The following is an 18,690-nucleotide window of genomic DNA, read 5'->3' as shown; positions in this document are numbered from 1 at the left end:
TTAGGCCGTCAACAAACCTTGGTGCGAGTGCGCAGTCATCGAGCACCCAGCACTTCGCCGATGTACATAGCAACCGCAGCGACACTAGCGATAGTTCCCGGATAGTCCATCCGGGTGGGTCCCAGTACACCCATTCCGCCGTAGACGGTGTCAGAGGTTCCGTAGGCCGTGGACACCACCGCTGCGCCCGAGATCTGCTCGGCTTCAGTCTCGTGGCCGATGCGTACCGTGACTTTGCCGGCTTCCTGCTGCGCGGCCAGCAACCGCAACACCACGACCTGCTCCTCGAGGGCTTCCAGAATCGACCGCAGCGAACCGCCGAAGTCGGCGGTGTTGCGGGTCAGGTTGGCCGTTCCGCCCAGCAGCAGCCGTTCCTCGGTGTGCTCGACCAGCGACTCCAACAACACCGTCGCCGAGCGGCCGACCGCGTCCGACAGGCTGTTGGTTTGACCGCCGTGCCCGTTGAGGTGTCCGGCCAGCTCGGCGACCGCGGCCGACGCCGCCGAAAGCTTCTTGCCCTCCAGCGCCTGGCCGAGCATTTCCCGCAGCTGGGAGAGCTGATGGTCGTCGATGACGTCGCCGAGTTCGACGACGCGCTGGTCGACCCGGCCGGTGTCGGTGATGACCACCATCAGCAGCCGCGCGGGTGTCAGCGCGATCACTTCCAGGTGCCGCACGGTCGACGTCGACAGCGTCGGGTACTGCACGATGGCCACCTGGCGGGTCAGCTGGGCCAGCAGCCGCACGGCACGACGCAGCACGTCGTCGAGGTCGACGCCGGACTCGAGGAATTTCTGGATGGCGCGCCGCTCGGCCGATGACAGCGGTTTGACGTCGTGCAACCGGTCGACGAATTCGCGGTAGCCCTTCTCGGTGGGCACCCGTCCGGAGCTGGTGTGCGGCTGCGCGATGTAGCCCTCGGCCTCCAGGACCGCCATGTCGTTGCGCACAGTGGCGGACGAGACTCCGAGGTTGTGGCGCTCCACCAATGACTTCGAGCCGATGGGTTCCTTGGTGGCGACGAAGTCGGCAACGATGGCGCGCAGCACTTCGAAGCGACGCTCGTCGGCACTTCCCATTCCGAGTCCACCTCCTTAGACCGCGTCCATTTTACGGTGATCAACAGCGGGTTACGGTCACCGGAATCACGGGCTAGCCTTATCAACCATGTTCACGTCGGACCGGACACTCCAGACGGTCGGCGAATGATCTTCAAAGGAGTGCGGGACGGCAAGCCGTACCCCGACCACGGCCTGTCATATCGGGAGTGGTCGCAGATACCGCCGCGCCAGATCCGACTGGACGAGTTGGTCACCACCACCACCGTGCTCGCCCTGGACCGGCTGCTCTCCGAGGACTCCACCTTCTACGGCGATCTGTTCCCGCACGCAGTGAAGTGGCGGGGCATCGTCTACCTCGAGGACGGGCTGCACAGGGCGGTGCGCGCGGCGCTGCGGAACCGCACGGTGCTGCATGCGCGGCTGCTGGACATGGATGGGGCGCCAGCGTAGGCGGCGGCGATCGCAAGCGCGGCGAAGCCGGGCGCTGGGGGCACCCCCGCCCGCCCGGCCGGGGCGGACGGGCCGCCGCAGGACCAGCGTCACGTTTCGGCGGCGTCGGGTGTCGAGCTAGGTGAGACCACTTGCTCTAGGAGGACCACCATGGCACGACTTACCGGAGTCTCCGACCGCGATGCGGGGCTGGGCGCCCGGATCGCTTTCTACTTCACCAAGCGCCGCTTGGCGCAGATGACCGGCCTGCAAACCGCGACGATGCTCGAACCGCTACGGATGTACGCGCACATCCCCAAGCTGCTCAACGCAATCGGCCGACTGGAATTGGCGGAGTCGAAATTGGACATGCTCAGTGCCCGCCACCGCGCACTCGCCGAGCTCAAGGCGGCGACCACGGTGCGCTGTGAGTACTGCATCGACTTGGGTTCGCAGATCGCGCGCGAGTGGGGCATCACCGACGAGGAATTGCTCGCACTGTCCGACTACAAGAGGGCCTCGTGCTTCTCCGACGTCGAGAAGTTGATCCTGGACTACGCCACCGCGATGAGCCGCACGCCTGTCGAGGTGACCGACGAGCTTTTCGACGCGTTGCGCAGGCACTTCGACACTCCGCAACTCGTCGGCCTCACCCACGTCATCAACTTGGGGAACTTTCGGGCCCGCTTCAACCTGGCCCTCGGGATCGGGTCGTCCGGCTTTTCCGAGGGCAGAGTGTGTGCGCTGCCGGACGCGGCTGGCCGGTGACGACCTCGCTGGCGGCGCGTTTCGAGGCGGCTCGTCCGCAGCTGGGTGCGCTGGCCTACCGCATGCTGGGTTCGGTCGACGACGCCGAGGACACTGTGCAGGAGGCGTGGCTGCGGCTGAGCCGGGACCGGGACGACGACATCGAGAACCTGGACGCGTGGCTGACCACCGTGGTGGCGCGGATCTGCCTGAACACGCTGCGCAGCCGGCGCGCCCGTCGCGCCGAGGAACTCGTCGCCCATGTTCCGGATCCGGTTGTCGACGCCGTCGGCGAATTCGATCCCGAACACCAGGCGCTGCTGGCCGACGCGGTGGGGCTGGCCTTGTTCGTTGTGCTGGACACTTTGCCGCCGGCTGAGCGGCTGGCGTTCGTGCTGCACGACGTCTTCGCGGTGCCGTTCGACCAGATCGCAGCGATCGTGGACCGGTCGCCGGAGGCGGCTCGCAAACTCGCCAGCCGGGCACGGCGGCGCATCCACGATGCGGCGCCGGACCCGGACGCCGACCTGAGCGCGCAACACGCCGTCGTCGACGCCTTTTTCGCGGCGGGGCGCGCCGGTGATCTCGACCGCCTGGTCGCGGTGCTGGACCCGGACGTGGTGCTGCGCGGCGACTTCGGGCCCGACCAAACCCGCTGGGTGCGCGGCGCGTCGGCAGTGGCCGGCCTGGCACGCACGTACGCCGCCCCAGAGCGCGAAGCGCGCGCCGCCACCGTCAACGGCGCCGCCGGCGCGGTGATCTTCGTCGACGGTCACCCCGCCGCGATCATGGGCTTCGTGGTGCACGGCGAATGTATCGCCGCGATCGACGTGCTGGCCGACCCCGCGCGCATCGCACGGATCGACCTGAGCGCGCTGGCCGGCTAATTAGTGGCCGTGGCCGCCTGGATCAGTGCGATCGCGGCGTCATGCTGCATGATCCAGTTGCCGTTTTCGTTGACGAACGCGAGTTGCTTGGTGACCGGTCCGGCGAACTTCGGACCCGAGATGGCCACGTCGGCGGTGGCAGCGTTCGGCCCGGCCGGCGCGATGTTCGTCACGTTGAACTGTTCGGGGAAGTTCCCGTTCCGGTAGGCCTTTCGCAGGTCGTGGTCGGCCACCATGCCCTCATTCTGAGGGATGCCGCCTTGGACGAAATTGTTCTTGTCGGTGTACCTCACGCCAGGATCTGTGACTTGGTTGCACAGGTTTGCCAACTGGTCAGCGCTGGGCAGCTGCTCCTGCCCCGGCGGCGGGGGCGGCGGGTCGAGCGGCACGCTGAAGACCACGGGCTGCACCTGGGCTGCTGGGCTAGCAGGGGTGAATCCGGCTGCTGCGGCACCCAGCGCGGCGACGGCTGCCACACCGGTGGCGAGAGCTTTGACTGTCATGGAGGTCCCTTCGATTCAGAGGTCGGTGTGCAAAAGGTGTGCAAAAGATTAGTGGCCCGAGGCCGCGTGGAGGAGCGTCATGGCCGAGTCGCGTGACAACATCCAGCTGCCCTGGTTCACAAACGTGACGTTCTGCGTGACAGGCGCGGCCAGCTTGGGACCCGAGACCGCGACGTCGGCGGTGGCGCTCCCCGGAGCGGCAGCCTGGATGTTCGAGATGTTGAACGACAACGGCAACTGGCCCTTTTTGGCTGCCTTTTGCAGCGCGTGGTCGGCCAGCGCAGCCTCGGACGGGCTGACGCCGCCCTCCACGAGCCCGGACTTGTTCGCGAACGGGACATTGGGGTCGGCAAGGCTGGTCAGCACGGTGGAAAGCTGCCCGGCCGTCGGCAACGTTGTGGTCTGGTCCAGTGGCAGCGGCGCACTGAAGACGACGGGCTGCACTTGGGATGTCGTCGGGTAGCTGGACGCGAGGCTGGCGGCTGCGGCCCCGATTGCGGCGACGGCCGCCACACCGGCGGCGAGGGCTTTCACGGTCATGGGTGTCCCTTCGGGAGCTGTTGTTAGTGGTGACGCTGATACTGGTGTGTCGTTTCGTGCGGCCGTCGTGTTACACCGGCGCGCGGCTGGCCTACGCTCATGGGCTTGGCACGGTGAATTCCGTGAGAGCAGCGAAAGAGGTCGCGGATTGTCCGCCGTCAGGTACCCCGATCAGACCACCTATGCGTTTCGGTCCGGCGTCACATGCCTGACCACACCCGCGGGCGCAGTACTGCTGAATCCTCCCCGCAGCGAGAAGCTGACCCGACCCAGCCCCGGTCAGCTGCGCGTGCTCAAGACCCTCAACCTCGGGCCGGCAACCATTCCGGAACTGTCGGAGGGCGGCGACATCGGCGCGCTCGTAGACCAGCTCACCGCGGGCGGCTGGCTGACCGTCACGGTGCGCGACGGCACGCGCGAGCTGTACTCCATAGTCCCGTTCGGCCAACCCGCCGCACGTCCAAAATCACCGTCGCCAGATACCACTCTGTCGAAATTCGCTGTGCTACACCGAGATTCAGAGGGCTTCGTGTTGGAGCATCCGCTGGCGTGGTGTGATATACGGATCCATGATCCGGCTCTGCTCCCGCTGCTCGACGGTCCCGTGCCGGCCGACCCGGCTGTGCGGGCTGCCGTTGCCGCACAGTTCGTCGACGACCTGCACTGGTGCGGCTTCCGGCGGCCGGCCGGCGAGGAAGACCGCAGCTTCGATTCGCTGGCCTGGAGCACACCGGACCTGTGGTTTCACCGCCGCAGCACGCTCGGTGAACGCACGGTCACCTGGGAGCATTTCGGGCCGACCAAGTGGGCCAAGGACCGATTCCCGCAGCCACCTGCGCGCCGGCCGAACTACTCCGGCGAACCGATCGACCTGTTCGCCCCCGACCTGGCGGCCAAACGAACCGAAGACCCGACACTGACAGCTGTTCTCGAAGACCGTGTTTCGACCAGAACCTTCGACGACGCCGATCCGATCACCGTCGAACAACTCGGCGAGTTGCTGTACCGCACCGCACGCACGCGGCGAACCCAGCCGGTCGGCCCTGGCGAGGAACTGCTGTCGCGGCCTTACCCGTCCGGCGGCGGTCTCTACGAACTCGAGCTGTACCCGGTGGTGCGCAATGTCGCCGGACTACAACCGGGCATGTACCACTACGACTCGTTCGACCACGTGCTGCGACCAGTGGCCGGCACGGAGTCGCAAGCCGTGTCCCGGCTTGTCAAACCGGCTTCGGCGACGTTGACCGGTGGCGCCGAGCCACAGGTGCTCATCGCGATGGCCGCACGAAGCGGTCGCATCATGTGGACCTACGAGCAGATCGGCTACGCCGCCATTTTGAAAGATGTCGGCGTCCTGATGCAGACGATCTATTTGGCGGCAACCGCGATGGGCCTCGGCGCGTGCGCCCAGGGCTTCGGTGACGCCGCAGCGTTTGTCGCGGCCACCGGAGTCGACGAACGCCAGGAGTGCAACGTCGGCAGCATCATCGTGGGCTCTGTCGCCTGACTACTCCTGGGCGAGAACCTCTTCGTCGGTCAGTGCCGCAACCTCGAGGTAAGCGCGCGCGATCACGGCCAGGCGATCCGGCGTACCGCGCTGAGCCTCCCGTTCACCCAGCCGCTCGGCCAACCCGGCGACGGTACGGGCGGCAAAGAGATCGGCGACCACCGCATGATCGATTTCCAGCCAGTCGCGCACGCGTGCGATCACGGTGGTAGCCAGCACCGAATCGCCGCCCATGGCGAAGAAGTCGTGGTGCGCGCCAACCGAATCCACGCCCAGTACCTCGGCGACAATCGCTGCGAGCGCCGCCTCGACGTCATTGGCTGGCGCGCCGTCATCGGTTGTGGCGGTCTCCGGTTCGAGCTGCCCAATCACCGCTTTGCGGTCCAGTTTTCCGTTGGACGTCAAGGGAATTCGGTCGAATACCACGATGCGCTTGGGAACCATGTAGCCCGGCAACAGTTCCGCCACCGCCGCACCAACGTCGTCGACCGAGCCCACCTCGCCTGAAACCGCGGCGACCAGCGTGGGTGCCGCGTCGCCGACCACAACAGCGACGGCGTCGCGTACCCCGGGCACGGTGCGCAGTGCGCTCTCGACCTCGCCGAGTTCGACGCGGTAACCGCGAATCTGGACCTGGTTGTCGGCGCGGCCCAGGAACTCGATGGTGCCGTCGGGCCAGTACCTGGCCATGTCACCGGTTTTGTACCAGCGAACACCCTGGTACTCGACGAAGCGTTCCGCGGTCCGCTGGGGGTCGTTGCGGTATCCCGCGGCGACGTTCGCGCCGCCGACCCACAGTTCGCCCGCGACCCAATCGGGGCAGTCGCGGCCCGACGGCGCGACCACCCGGCACCGCACATTGCGTAACGGAACGCCGAACGGCACCGTCGCCCAGTTCGCTGGTGGTTCGCCGACGACCTCGCAGATCGTGTGGTGGATCGACGTCTCGGTCGCACCGCCCAAACCGGCGAACCGGGATCCCGGGACTTGCCTGGCGAGCCTGCGCGCAAGGTCGGCATCGACCCAGTCACCGCCGAGGGTGACTGCTCGCAACGAGTCACCGAGCCGGTCGCCCCCGAGCTCCAAGATCATGTCGAGCATGCTCGGCACACAGTTGAGGACCGAAACCCGATGCTCGCGAAGCAATTCCACCCAGGTGGTGGCCGCGGCGCGCTGTTCGGAGTCGACCGCAACCAGCGAGCCGCCCACCGAGAACATGCCGAAGATGTCGTAGACCGACGCGTCGAACTCCAACGCGGACAGCGCGAGCACCCGGTCGGCGCTGCCGACGCCGAACCACGCGTTGACGGCGTCAATCGTGTTCATCGCCCCGCTGTGGCGCACATCGACGCCCTTGGGCAGCCCCGTGGAGCCGGAGGTGAAGATCACGTAGGCGATGTCGTCGGCGTCAGGTACGACCGGCGCGGGCAGCGGTGCGGGGTGCTTGCCCGCGTCGTCGATGGACAGGCACGGCACCGACTCCATCTGGACACCCTCGGTGGTGAGTGCTGCGACGACGTCGGCCGTCTGAAGGATCTTGGCGCGCCGCGCAATTGGCTGATCGAATCCGATCGGTACATACGTTGCTCCGGCAGCGAGTACGCCGAGCACGGCCAGCACTTGGTCGCGCCCCTTGGGGAGTTGGACGGCGACGGCGTCACCGCGACCCACACCTCGGGCATGCAAGGCGCCCGCGACCGCGAGCGAGCGTTCTGCGAGCTCCCGGTAACTCCATGCGCCCGCGCCGTCGCCGAGTCCCCACACCACCGCCGGCGCCTCCGGATCGGCGGCGGCATGGTCAAAGAAACCCTGGTGCAGGCACCGGCCGCTGACCGGGCCGTCGGTCGCGTTGACCGCTGCACGCACCTTCGCCTGCTCGCTCGGCAATCGCGCCGACGCCTCGGCGTCCCAGCCCGCGTCGCCCTCGGCAAGGCGTTCGACGGCGTCGGTGAATCTGGCGAACATGGCGTCGATCAGTCCCGGCGGGAATGCCGGCTCGCGCACGTCCCAGTTGAGCAGCAAACCCCCACGCAATTCGGTGATTTGGGCGTCTAGCAAGACCTGGGGGCCCTGCGAGACGATCCACACCGGTTCGCCGAAGGTGTCGATGACTGTGTCGGCGAACAGCTCACCGAGATCGAGCGCACTGGTGAACACGACGGGCGCCAGTACGGGTTCGCCGCGGTGTCGGCCGAGATCACGCAGCACGTCAAGCCCGGAATAGGCTGCGTGGGAGGCGCTTTCGTACATCCGGCGCTGAATCTCGCGGGCGCGGTCGGTGACCGAGACGTTCTCGGTGACGTCTACCTCGAGCATGACCGACGAGGTGAAGTCGCCCACCACCCGGTCGATGTCGCGGTGCACCGAGTCACGGTGGAACAACGGCACGTTCAGCAGAAACCTGCTCTGCGCGGACCAGCCGCCGATGGTGTCTGCGAACAGCGCAGCGACGGCCATCGCCGGTGTGACGCCGCGGCGATGCGCGCCGGCCAGCAGCTGTTGCCTGGCGTCGGGTCCCAGCCAGTGCGCGTAACGCACGGTGCGATCCGACGCCGTGGAGTTCATTGGCACGGTCGGGAGTTCGGGCGCACCGGGCATCTGGGCTATCCGCTGCTGCCACCAATGCCGGTCGCGCTCCCGTGCCGCGTTGTCGCCGCTGTGCTCGGTGCGATAGCGCCGGTAGGTGTAGCCGGGCGCCGCCACGGGGGCGCCGCGGTACAACTCGGCCAGGTCGGAAACCAGCACCCGGTAGCTCATCGCGTCTCCGGCCAGCATGTCGATGTCCAGATGCAGGCGGGTGCGGTCGCCGTCGCACACGGTTAGCGTGACGTCGATGACCTGACCGTCTGCTATTGCCAAGCGCTGGTGGGTTTTCCGGTCGCGCAACTGTGCGAGCGTGGCGTCGACGGCTTCGGTGCTTTGCCCGCGCAGGTCGACGACGTGGAACACCGGCCGAGCCGGCCTGGGCATGGTCTGCTGCGTCCCGTCGGGGAGGAACCGGGTGCGAAGCATCGGATGGGTGGCGACGAGCTCGGCGACCGCTCCCTCCAGATTCGCGGGGTCCACTGCGCTGCCGTCGAATTCGACGTAGAGGTGGGCCGCGACCCCGCCGAGCTGTTGTTCATCGGAGCGCCCGATCCAGTAGGCGTGCTGCATGGTGGCCAACGGGAAGGGGGTGTCCTCTGGCGCGACGGGCTCGTCGGGAACCGGTTGCGCCGCGCCGGCCGCTCCCTCCACCAGCAGGCCGTGCCACGACTCGACGGTGGGGTTGGCCGCGAGTTGCGCGAACGTGATGTCGGCCCCGCGTTTGCGCCACCCTCCCGCAAGCGCCATCATCCGGATCGAGTTGAGCCCCAGTTGGATGAGATCGTCGTGGTCGGCCACATCTGCTGCGGCGCAGTCGAGTTGGGCCGCCACCGTGGCCCTGATCTCGTCCCTGCTGATCATGACTTGCGCTCCAGGCCAGCTGCCAGCGCTTCGACGCCGCGCCGCCAAAAACCCGCCAGCACGTCGATGTCGGCGGCGCTGAACAGCGCATCGCTCCAGCGCAGGTTGGTGATCAGTTGTGAGCCCTGCTCCGTCGTTCCCACCAGCGTGCTGATGTTCAGCGCGAAACGCAGCGGCAGGTCGGGTTCGGGGTCGACCGGCAGCGCACCGATGTAGGGCTCGGTCAGCAACGACCACGGCTGATCGCTGACGCCGCTGAAGTCCAACCGTCCCAGATAGCCGAACTGGATCTGAGGTTCGGCGTCCTGCAATTCGGGGACGCGCTCGACGTAACGCAGTAGCCCGTAATCCAGGCCGTCGTGCGGGATTGCGCTCAGATGTGCGGCCACCGAGTCGAAGAGCGCGCGCGCCGCGTGCGGATCGTGTTCGGCTTGCTCGACGTCGACCGCGGACCCGCCCGATCCGAGGCGCACCGGAAACGCCGTGGTGAACCAGCCGACAGTGTTCGTGGTGTCGGTGTCGAGGATGGCGTCGGCCCGCCCGTGGCTTTCCAGCGCGAGAAGCGTGCCCGGAGCCGGGTCCTGGCCGCGTGCCCGGCGCCAACTCGCAACCGCCATCGCGGTGACGGTGAGCAGGAATTCGCGCACGCGCTCCGCGCGGGCGAGCGCACGCTCGGTGGTTTCGACCGGTGTGACGACCGGGGTCACGCGAAGGGTGGACCAGGTGTCGCGGGTGGGGTCGGGCCGCCGCACACCCAGCGCGGGGTCGGGATCGCGGACCTGTGCAGCCCAGTAGTCGCGCTGCGCCGCCACCTCCGCCGTCGCGGCCCGCCGCCACATCAGCTCCGACCACCGGCGGTAGGAGGTAAACTCCGGCAGCGTTTTCGGCGCCGCACCGGCTTGCACGGCGCGCCACGCCTCGGCGAGATTGCCCAGCATGATGTGCCAGGAGACGACGTCGACCACCAAGTGGTGGGCGGAGATCAGCAGTATCGGTGCGCGATCGGCGCCCGAGAGCCAGACCGCCCGCACCATCTGCCCGCGACGGGGATCGATCGCGTCATTGGCCTGGCGAGCATGACGTGTGATAGCCGAGGTGTTTTCGGCGTCGGTCGCCAGCTCGACACGAGTCAGGATGTCGGCGGCACTGATCACACCGGGTGGACGGGTGATCAGTCGCGTTCCCTCCGGGGTGTCGTGCAGGGTCGAGCGCAATGTGTCGTGGCCGTCGAGCAGCAACTGCAGCATCGACTGGATCGACGATTCGTCGATGTCGGTGGGCAGGCGCAGCAACACGGTATGGGTGAAGCGACGGTAGTTGCCGTACTCGTAGAGCCAGGACACCATGGGCAGCGGTGGCACTTCGCCGTATTCGGCGTGCTCGGCAGCCGCGGGCGAGCCTGCGCCGTCGTCGATGGCGGCGGCGAGTTGGCGAATTGTCGGGTACGCGAACACCATCCGTGGACTGACGGTGCGGCCGCGCCGCTGAAGCTTGTGCACCAACGAGATAGCCACGATGCTGTCCAGCCCGAGCGAGAAGAAGTCGTCGTCGAGGTGCGGCGTGGTGCCGCCCAGCTGTTCTTCGAATACTTCGCACAGCAATCGTTCGGTCTCGGTGCTCGCCGACGTCGCGCCGTTCCCGTCGCCGCTGAACGCTTCCTCCGCCAGCCGAGCCAGGGCATGGCCGTCCAGCTTGCCGTTGGCGTTCACCGGCAGCGCAGGCAGTGCGACGATTCGCGCCGGAACCATGTACAGCGGCAACAGCTCGGTGAGGCCGGCCCGCAGCCGGACCGCGTCGCCTACGGAGTTGTCCTGCCACACAACGAAACCCACCAATTGGGCGCCGCCGCCACGGCGCAGCACCGAAACCGCCGCATCGTGCACCTCGGGCCGGCCGCGCAGCGCAGCCTCGATCTCGCCGACTTCGACGCGGTAGCCGCGGATCTTGACCTGGGTATCGCCGCGGCCGATATAGGCGTAGCCGCCGTGCGGGAGCCGGCGGACCAGGTCACCGGTCCGATACATGCGTTGTCCCGGGCGCAGCGGGTCGGCCACAAAGCGGCCGGCGGTCAGCGCCGGCCGGCCGGCATAGCCGCGGGTAAGCTGCGCGCCCGACAGATACAGCTCGCCGATCACCCCGGTGGGCACCATCCGGAGCGCCGAATCCAGCACGTAGGCAACGGTTCCGGCATTCGGCGTGCCGATCGTCGGCGCGGGGTAGTCCCGGACCGGGGCCACCACCGCCTCGACCGTCATCTCGGTGGGCCCGTAGCAGTTGTAAGCCGCGGTCGGCGCCAACGCGCGCAGTTGCTCCCATAGCGCGGCGTCGATCGCTTCACCTCCCAGGGCGAGCACCGACAGCGGGCTGTCCGATAGGCCTGCGGCACGGAGGTGGGCGAACATCGATGGGGTGGTGTCGATCATGTCGATGCGGTGTGCGGCCATCCCGCGCACCAGCCGGTCGGCGTCGCGCATCTCGTCGGCGTCGAACAGGTGCAGGGCGTGTCCGTCGAGCAGGCCGACCATGGGCTGCCAGGAAGCGTCGAAGCTGAACGACCAGGCGTGCGCGATGCGCAGCGGGCGGGCGAGCCGCTCCCGGGCCGGCTGGTAGACGCGCTCTCGGTGATCGGCGAAGTAGCCGATTAGCGCGGCGTTGGTGCCGACAACGCCTTTGGGTTCACCGGTGGAACCGGAGGTGAAGATGACGTAGGCGCTGTGCTCGGGGTGGCGATGAACTGCGGGTGCGGCGACGGGGAAACACGAAATCCGTTCGGAGACATCGTTGTCGTCGAGGAGCACCGACGGCAACCCGGCGGGCAGCAGCTTGTGGTAGCCGACGTCGGATATCGCCAGCGTCGGATTAGCTTGACACACAATGGATTCGATGCGTGCCTCGGGAAGTGTGATGTCGACCGGGAGGTAGGCGCCGCCGGCGGCGAGAACAGCCAGGATGGCGACGATGTATCGCGGCGAACGTGGCAGCGCCAGCGCGACCACCGTTTCCGGGCCCACGCCGTGGGCGGCCAGCTCGCCCGCCAGCCGGCATGCTTGTGCGTACAGTTCGGAATAGGTATACAGCTCACCACTGCCGGCGCTCAGCGCGTCGGCTTCCGGGGTGGCGCGCACCTGCCGTTCGAACATCTCCCATACCGTCGCGTGCTCCACGGCCGGCGCCGGCCGCACCGCGATGTCGCAGAGTTCGGCACGCTCGGCCGGTGTGAGAATGTCCAGTGCATCGGGAGTGCTTTCGCCGGCATCGGGCAGCTGACGCAACACGGCAAGCAGTCGTTCGCCGAGCTCGGCAGCCGGAAGATGCGGCAGCGCTTCACGAATCGCTTCGACGACCACCACCAGCGCGTCGTCGCTCAGGTGCGACACCACGGTCAGCGGATAGTGCGTCAGGCTCTCCATCTCCACCGGAGTGAAGCGTGCGCCGTCGGGTTCGGTCACCGTTTTGATGGCATCTTCGATGGGCGCGTTCTCGAACACGAACATGCTGTCGAACAGGTTGCCCTGGCCGTGCGCGCGCTGTAGTTCCGACAGGCTGAAATAGCCGATGTCGCGCATCGTCGACAGTTCGCGCTGCAACCGCAGGCATTGCCCGGCCACCGATTCGGCGTCGCCGAGCCGGTGCACGACCGGCACGGCATTGATGAACAACCCGACCATGTTCTCCACACCGGCCAAGTTCTCCGGGCGGCCGGAAACGATGGTGCCGAACACGACGTCGCGCCGGTCGGTGATCCTGCCGAGCACGACGGCCCAGGCGAAAAGGACCGCGGTTCCCAGCGTGATCCCGGAACTGTTTGCCCAGTAGCGCAGCCGCGTCGCATCGGCGGGCGGCAGCAGCAGGGTCGCCTTTTCCGGGGTGCGCTCGCCGGCAATCACGGTGGTGTCGGCCACCATCAGGGGCCCCGACGCACCCTGCAGGTATTCCCGCCACTTCGCCAACGCCGCCGCCTTGTCCTGCCCGGCGAGCCAGACGATGTAGTCCCGGTAGGGCCGCGCCGGCGGCAGGGCCTGAAGCGATCCGCCGGCCCGGTACACGGCGAGCATTTCGGTGAAGAACACCGCCAGGGCCCAGCCGTCCACCACGATGTGATGCGCGGTGAAGATCATCCGCCGCCTGGTCTCGCCCGGCACGCTGAGCAGCAGGACGCGCAGCGCCGGGCCGCGGCTCAAGTCAAACCGGCGGCGCCGCTCCGATCGTGCGATGGCGTCGAATTCCGTTGGCATGGCGATGCGTTCGGACCACGGCAACGCTGCCTGGGCCGGCACGATCTGAACCGGTTTTTCTACTCCGCGATCCCAGAAGGCGGCCCGCAGGTTGGGATGCCGGTCCAGCATGGCCTGCGCGCTGCGGCGCAGCAGTTCCACGTCGACCGGCCCGTCGATGTCGACCACGAACTGCATGCTGTACAGGTCGACGCTGTCCTCGGCCAGTCGGTAGAGCGCAAACAACCCTTCCTGCAGCGGCGTGAGGGCCAGCACGTCCTCGATCTGCGGCGGCGCGCTGCTCACGACTGTTCTTGCCATGCCGCGGTGAGCTCGGCCAACGCATCGGCGCTCAGCCCGGATGCGCTCATCGGCGTGTATTGCTGCTCGGACGTCGGATCCTCCTGACGCGCAGGCTGATCGGCGGCTGCGTCGACGGCCGCGGCCAGCTCGCCGATGGTCATGTGCTCGAAGACCATTGCCGGTGTCAGGGTCAGACCCTGCGCGGCCGCCTGCGCCGACCATTTGATGGAGATGATGCTGTCGCCGCCCAGGGCGAAGAAGTTGTCGTCGCCCTCGACGCCGGTGATGTCGAGAAGCACCTCCAGCATCGCGATCAGGCGCCGCTCGGTTTCCGCCGAGCCGTGGCGCGCCGGCTGCGACGGGCCGGCGGTGGCGGGCTTTGGCGGGGCCAGTACTTTCGCCAAGTCCGCGGGTGCCAGCAGGTCCACGGTCGATACCGGACAATCCGGTGTCGTCGCGAACGCGTCGAGGGCGGCTTTCAGCGCGTCGGCGATGAGCCGAACGGTCTGCGGTTCGTAGAGATCGGAGTTGGCGACGACCCGCACGTCGAGTTCTCCGTGCGACGTCACGTGCATGCTTACGTCCAGGTCCAGCAGCGACACGTCGAAATCCATCGGCAGCGCCGCGACGGTGGTTTGACCCGTTGCGGTGAGGTCGCGGGGTGTGGATGCCCAGTCCGGGCCGCGGAAATGGATCGTGTTCTGGTACAAGGGGTTACGGAATCGCGAGCGCGCCGGTTTGACCGCCTCGACAACGCGTTCGATGGGGACTTCCTGGTGCGCGAACGCGTCGAGCACCATGTCGCGGCTGCGCGCCACCATGGCCCGCAGACTCGGGTTGCCGGACAGGTCGTTGCGCAGCACCACGATGTTGGCAAAGAGCCCGACGAGGTTAACGGTGGCCGGCTCGACACGGGAGGCGACCGGGCTGCCCAGCGCGATGTCCGCGCCGCCACCGAGCTTGTGTACCACTACCGCGACGGCGGCCTGATACAGCATGAACTCCGTGGCGCCGTTGTGCTCGGCAAGGCGCGCCAGGGCCGCCCGCTGGGCCGCGGAGATCGTGAACGTCGCGACTTCCCCGCGCTTCCCGATGACCTGTCGGCGTTCGCGGTCTGGCACTATCGACGTCTCGTCGGGCAGGCCGGCCAGTGCCTCGCGCCAATAGTCGATCTCGGAGCAGCCCCACCCGCTCGGCGTATCAAAGGCGTTGCGCTGCCACAGCGCGTAGTCCACAAACTGGATTGGCAACGTGCTCCACTGCGGCGGCTGCCCCGCCAGCCGTGCCCGGTAGGCCGTGACGAGGTCGTCGTAGATGATTCCGAGCGAAGCGTGGTCGCCGACGATGTGGTGGACGATCACCAGCAGCACATGAGTGTCCCGGTCGACGGCCAGCAGGGTGGCCCGGATCAACGGTCCGGCCTCGGGTGTCAAGACTTCACGACGCAGCTCGGCGATCATCTCGTCGACCTGAGCCGACCCGACCTTCCGGACGGGTAGTTCGACACCCAGCGTCGGGTGTACGAATTGGTAGGGAATTCCTTCGTGCTCAACGAAATTGGTGCGCAGCGCCTCGTGGCGGGCCACCACGTCGTTCAGCGCCTCCGCCAGCGCGGTGGTGTCCAGCGGACCACTGAACCGCAGCGCCAGCGGCAGGTTGAAGGCATCGCGGGCGCCGTCCATCCGGTACTGGAACCAGGCGGCGAGCTGCGAGTAGGACAGCGGGATCCGCTCGGGTCGCGCGGCCGCGACGAGTTCCGGACGCCCCGAATCCGCCGCATCGTCGAATGTCTCGTCGGCGTCCAGGTCGTCGAGGTCGATATCGAACTCCGCACGGAACTGCTCAACGAGCCGGGCCGCCAATCCGGCCGGCGTCGGCGCGTCGAACACGGCACGAACCGCGAGTTCCACGCCGAATTCCGCACGGATCTGTGCGACCAGGCGTGCCGCGAGCAGTGAGTGACCGCCCAATTCGAAAAACGAGTCGTCGGCGCTGACTCGCTCGCAGCCGAACAACCGGGCGAAGATCGAGCAGATCCGCCGCTCGGTTGCCGTGGCCGGCTCACGGTAGGCGCGTGCCGCGACCGGCGTCGGTGGCGGCAGCGCCCGCTTGTTCAACTTTCCGCTGACGGTCAGCGGAATCTCGGGGATCATGGCAAACGCACTGGGCAACATGTAATCCGGCAGCAGCGTGGCGGCATGGTCGCGTAGCTCATCGAGGTTCAGCGGCGCCCGGGGCACCACGTAGGCGGCCAGCGCCGGCCCTGCTGCGGTGTCGGTGGCGAGGACCAGACACTGTTGCACCGCCGGATGCGACGTGATCGCGGACTCGACCTCGCCCGGTTCGATGCGAAAGCCACGCACTTTGACCTGCTCGTCGGCCCGGCCGACAAACTCCAGCTCCCCCGCGAGGTTCCGACGGACCAGATCGCCGGTGCGATAAAGCCGCATCCCGGGATTGAACGGGTCGGCGACGAACCGTTCGGCGGTCAGGCCCGGGCGCCCGAGGTAGCCGCGCGCCAATTGCGCACCGCCAAGGTAGAGTTCGCCGACGACTTCCGCGGGTACCGGCTGCAACTCCTGGTCCAGTACATAGGTGTACACGTTGCGGTTCGGCACGCCGATCGGCACCACACCGGTCCCGTATGACCGCTCCACCAGCTTGTGTGTCGAGCAGACCACTGCCTCGGTCGGGCCGTAGTGGTTGCGCAACTGGGCGTCGAAGTAGGTGGCGAACTTGTCGGCCACCTGGCCCGGCAGCGCTTCTCCGCCCACCGGCACGTGCCGCAGCTGCCGCCACTGCTTGACCTCCGGCAATGCCAGCAGCGTACTGAGCAACGACGGCACCATGTGCACCACCGTGATCCCGTGGCGGTCAATGAGATCGGCGATGTAGTCGATGTCGCCGAACGCCTCGGGTCTCGGAACGACCAGCCGGGCGCCGATCGACAACGTCATGAAGATGTCGGGCAACGACGCGTCGAAGCTCACCGACGACGACTGCAACATCCGGTCTTCGGCGGTCATGCTCCACTCGGCGATGAACCCGTCGACGTGCTCGGCGATTGCACGGTGGGAGACGGCGACGCCCTTGGGCCGCCCGGTCGAGCCGGACGTGTAGATGACGTAGGCCAGGTTGTCCGGGTGTAGCGGGCGGACACGCTCGGCGTCGGTGATCGCGGCGTCCGGCAAGTGAGCGGCGGCCGTTTCGGCGGCGTCGAGTTGCTGCCGGCCGATGACCATGCGCGGACGGCTGTCCGTGATCAGGTAATCGATGCGCTCTTGCGGGTATGCCGGATCGATGGGCAGATACGCCGCACCGGCCTTGTGTACGGCCAGAACGGCGACGATGAACTCGATGGAGGTGGCCAACCGCAGGCCGATGACGTCTTCCGCGCCGATCCCTTTCCCGATCAGCCAGCGCGCCAAGCGATTCGCGCGGCGATGCAGTTCGCCATAGGTCAGCTCTGCGTCGTCGGAAGCCACCGCGACCGCGTCCGGCGTGGTGGCCGCGACGGACTCGAGCATGGCGACCAATGTGGTGGCCGGCGTGGCGAGGAGTTCACCGTGGGACTGCGCCAGCACGGCGGCCCGCTCACCGGCGCCGAGCATGTCCAGACTGGTGACCCGGTGCGCTGGCTCACCGAGGGCGCTGTCCAGCAGCTGCAGGTAATGGGCCAGCATCTGGTCGACGAGTTCTCCGGGCAGCACGTCGACCTGGTACTCGATCTCGGTGAACACGCCCTCGGGCTCCAGCACGATCGCCATCGCGAGCGGAACCTGCGCGGCCACCGCAGCGAGCTCGAGTGGCCGAATGACGATGCCGTCCAACGAGAATCCGCTGACGCTCTTGCGCATGCTGAAGCCCAGCCGGACCAGGTGCGCCATGCCGTCGCGCCCCGATGTCCGCTCCGGATGCGCCTCGCTGACCACCCGGTCGATGCCCACAGACTGGTGCGCGAAGCCGCCCAGGCAGATCTCGCGAACCCTGTCGACGAACGACGCGAACGAATCGTGCGGTTCCGCGGCGAGCCGCAGCAACAGCGTGTTACCGAAATAGCCGATGGCGTGCTGTGCGGCGGCCCGGCGCTCGGTGACCGGGACGGCGACCACAAAGTCTGCGGCGCCGGTGTAGCGACGGATCAGCACCCCGAATGCCGCCAGCAACACCGTGAACGGTGAGGTGGCGTGCTTGCGGGCGAAGGTTTCGACGCGGCCGAACAGCTCGGCGGGCACTGCGCTAGTCCGGCGTGCTGCGCGGCGCGACGGATTTGCGGCCGCGGGCCCGGGCAGCTCCACGGGATCGGGCATCGGCTGCAAGGAATTTCGCCAGTATTCGACGTCGGCCTCGGTAGGTTCGGCAGAGGGTTCGAGCACCTCCACCGCGACATACTGGGGCGCTTGGCCATCCGCCGAATGCCCGTTGTACGCGGCGCTCAGCTCGCCGAAGAAGAGATCCCAGCAGTCGTCGTCCCAGCAGATGTGGTGTACGACAAGGCTCAGCACGGATTCGTCGGCACAGGTGCGCGCCAAGGTCACTCGCAGCGGCAGTTCGTTGCCGAGATCGAATGGCCTGCCGAACTCGGCGGACACGAGCGCCTCGAGTTGCCGATCTCGATCTTCTTCGGACAGGCCGGCCAGATCGTGTGTGTGCCATGGAATCTGGACGTCGTCGTGGAATTCCTGATACGGCTCGCCCACGTCGTCGACGCGATAGGTGGTGCGCAAAATCGCGTGGCGCGCAACGACTTCGCTCACGGCGTTGCGAAAGCGGGCCTCGTCCAGGGGGCCGGTCAATCGGTAGGCGACGCAGATGTTGAGCGTGGCGTCCGATGGATCCATGGCCTGCAGAAACCACATTCGGCGCTGGCCGGTGGACAGCGGATAACGCTCGCCCGGGCGGATGGCCGCATGCTCGCCCGGTTGACCCGCCGGCACGCCGATTTGGGCGATGCGCTTGCGCAGCAGTTCCCTGCGGCGGTCCTGCACGGTTTGGGCGTTGTCTGTCATTGGCTGGTCTCACTTCATCCGGTTTGCACGAGTCGCGTCAGCC

The 18,690-nt window shown here is 67.5% G+C and carries 10 protein-coding genes; 4 read left to right on the top strand and 6 right to left on the bottom strand.

The window, feature by feature from the left end; translation table 11 throughout:
* Positions 1-35: 35 nt before the first annotated feature.
* The gene (gene hrcA, locus AWB95_RS10570; protein WP_062539972.1) at positions 36-1,079 is read right to left on the bottom strand and encodes a heat-inducible transcriptional repressor HrcA; all 1,044 of its coding nucleotides are present in this window, start codon (positions 1,077-1,079) and stop codon (positions 36-38) included.
* A 126-nt stretch (positions 1,080-1,205) separates the two neighbouring features.
* Here hrcA and AWB95_RS10565 point away from each other — a divergent pair, with 126 nt between their 5' ends.
* The 3 genes from AWB95_RS10565 to AWB95_RS10555 all read left to right on the top strand — a co-directional run bounded on the left by AWB95_RS10565 (position 1,206) and on the right by AWB95_RS10555 (position 3,124).
* Positions 1,206-1,511 carry a type II toxin-antitoxin system VapB family antitoxin gene (locus AWB95_RS10565; protein WP_062539973.1) on the top strand — a complete coding sequence of 102 codons (306 nt, stop codon included), beginning with the start codon at positions 1,206-1,208 and terminating at the stop codon, positions 1,509-1,511.
* A gap of 150 nt (positions 1,512-1,661) precedes the next feature.
* Complete coding sequence (locus AWB95_RS10560) at positions 1,662-2,258, top strand: carboxymuconolactone decarboxylase family protein (RefSeq protein WP_085168169.1); 597 nt, start codon at positions 1,662-1,664, stop codon at positions 2,256-2,258.
* Positions 2,255-3,124, top strand: a complete 870-nt coding sequence (locus AWB95_RS10555; protein WP_085168203.1) for a sigma-70 family RNA polymerase sigma factor — start codon at positions 2,255-2,257, stop codon at positions 3,122-3,124. Before AWB95_RS10560 ends, AWB95_RS10555 begins: the two co-directional genes overlap by 4 nt.
* Here the strand turns inward: AWB95_RS10555 and AWB95_RS10550 are convergent.
* Complete coding sequence (locus AWB95_RS10550) at positions 3,121-3,627, bottom strand: MTB12 family secreted protein (protein ID WP_062540125.1); 507 nt, start codon at positions 3,625-3,627, stop codon at positions 3,121-3,123. The genes AWB95_RS10555 and AWB95_RS10550 overlap by 4 nt on opposite strands.
* Positions 3,628-3,675: 48 nt before the next feature.
* Positions 3,676-4,167 carry an MTB12 family secreted protein gene (locus AWB95_RS10545; protein ID WP_062540124.1) on the bottom strand — a complete coding sequence of 164 codons (492 nt, stop codon included), beginning with the start codon at positions 4,165-4,167 and terminating at the stop codon, positions 3,676-3,678.
* Positions 4,168-4,315: 148 nt separating this feature from the next.
* On the opposite strand from AWB95_RS10545, the gene AWB95_RS10540 reads away from it, so the two are divergent.
* Positions 4,316-5,674, top strand: coding sequence for a SagB family peptide dehydrogenase (locus tag AWB95_RS10540; RefSeq protein WP_062540123.1), 1,359 nt, complete (start codon positions 4,316-4,318; stop codon positions 5,672-5,674).
* Here the strand turns inward: AWB95_RS10540 and AWB95_RS10535 are convergent, their stop codons facing one another.
* Genes AWB95_RS10535 through AWB95_RS10525 form a run of 3 tightly spaced genes read right to left on the bottom strand, consistent with a single transcriptional unit; the run spans position 5,675 to position 18,647 of the window.
* Positions 5,675-9,121: a non-ribosomal peptide synthetase gene (locus AWB95_RS10535; protein WP_062540122.1), complete on the bottom strand. Its 3,447-nt coding sequence runs from the start codon at positions 9,119-9,121 to the stop codon at positions 5,675-5,677.
* Positions 9,118-13,656, bottom strand: a complete 4,539-nt coding sequence (locus AWB95_RS10530) for a non-ribosomal peptide synthetase (RefSeq protein WP_062540121.1) — start codon at positions 13,654-13,656, stop codon at positions 9,118-9,120. The genes AWB95_RS10535 and AWB95_RS10530 overlap by 4 nt, the downstream gene beginning before the upstream one ends.
* The gene (locus AWB95_RS10525; RefSeq protein WP_062540120.1) at positions 13,638-18,647 is read right to left on the bottom strand and encodes a non-ribosomal peptide synthetase; all 5,010 of its coding nucleotides are present in this window, start codon (positions 18,645-18,647) and stop codon (positions 13,638-13,640) included. Before AWB95_RS10525 ends, AWB95_RS10530 begins: the two co-directional genes overlap by 19 nt.
* Positions 18,648-18,690 lie beyond the last annotated feature (43 nt).

The organism is Mycobacterium celatum, assembly GCF_002101595.1.
Taxonomy (GTDB): Bacteria; Actinomycetota; Actinomycetes; order Mycobacteriales; family Mycobacteriaceae; genus Mycobacterium; species Mycobacterium celatum.
Note: the sequence above shows the minus strand (reverse complement) of the source record. Positions and strands in the feature narration are given on the sequence as shown.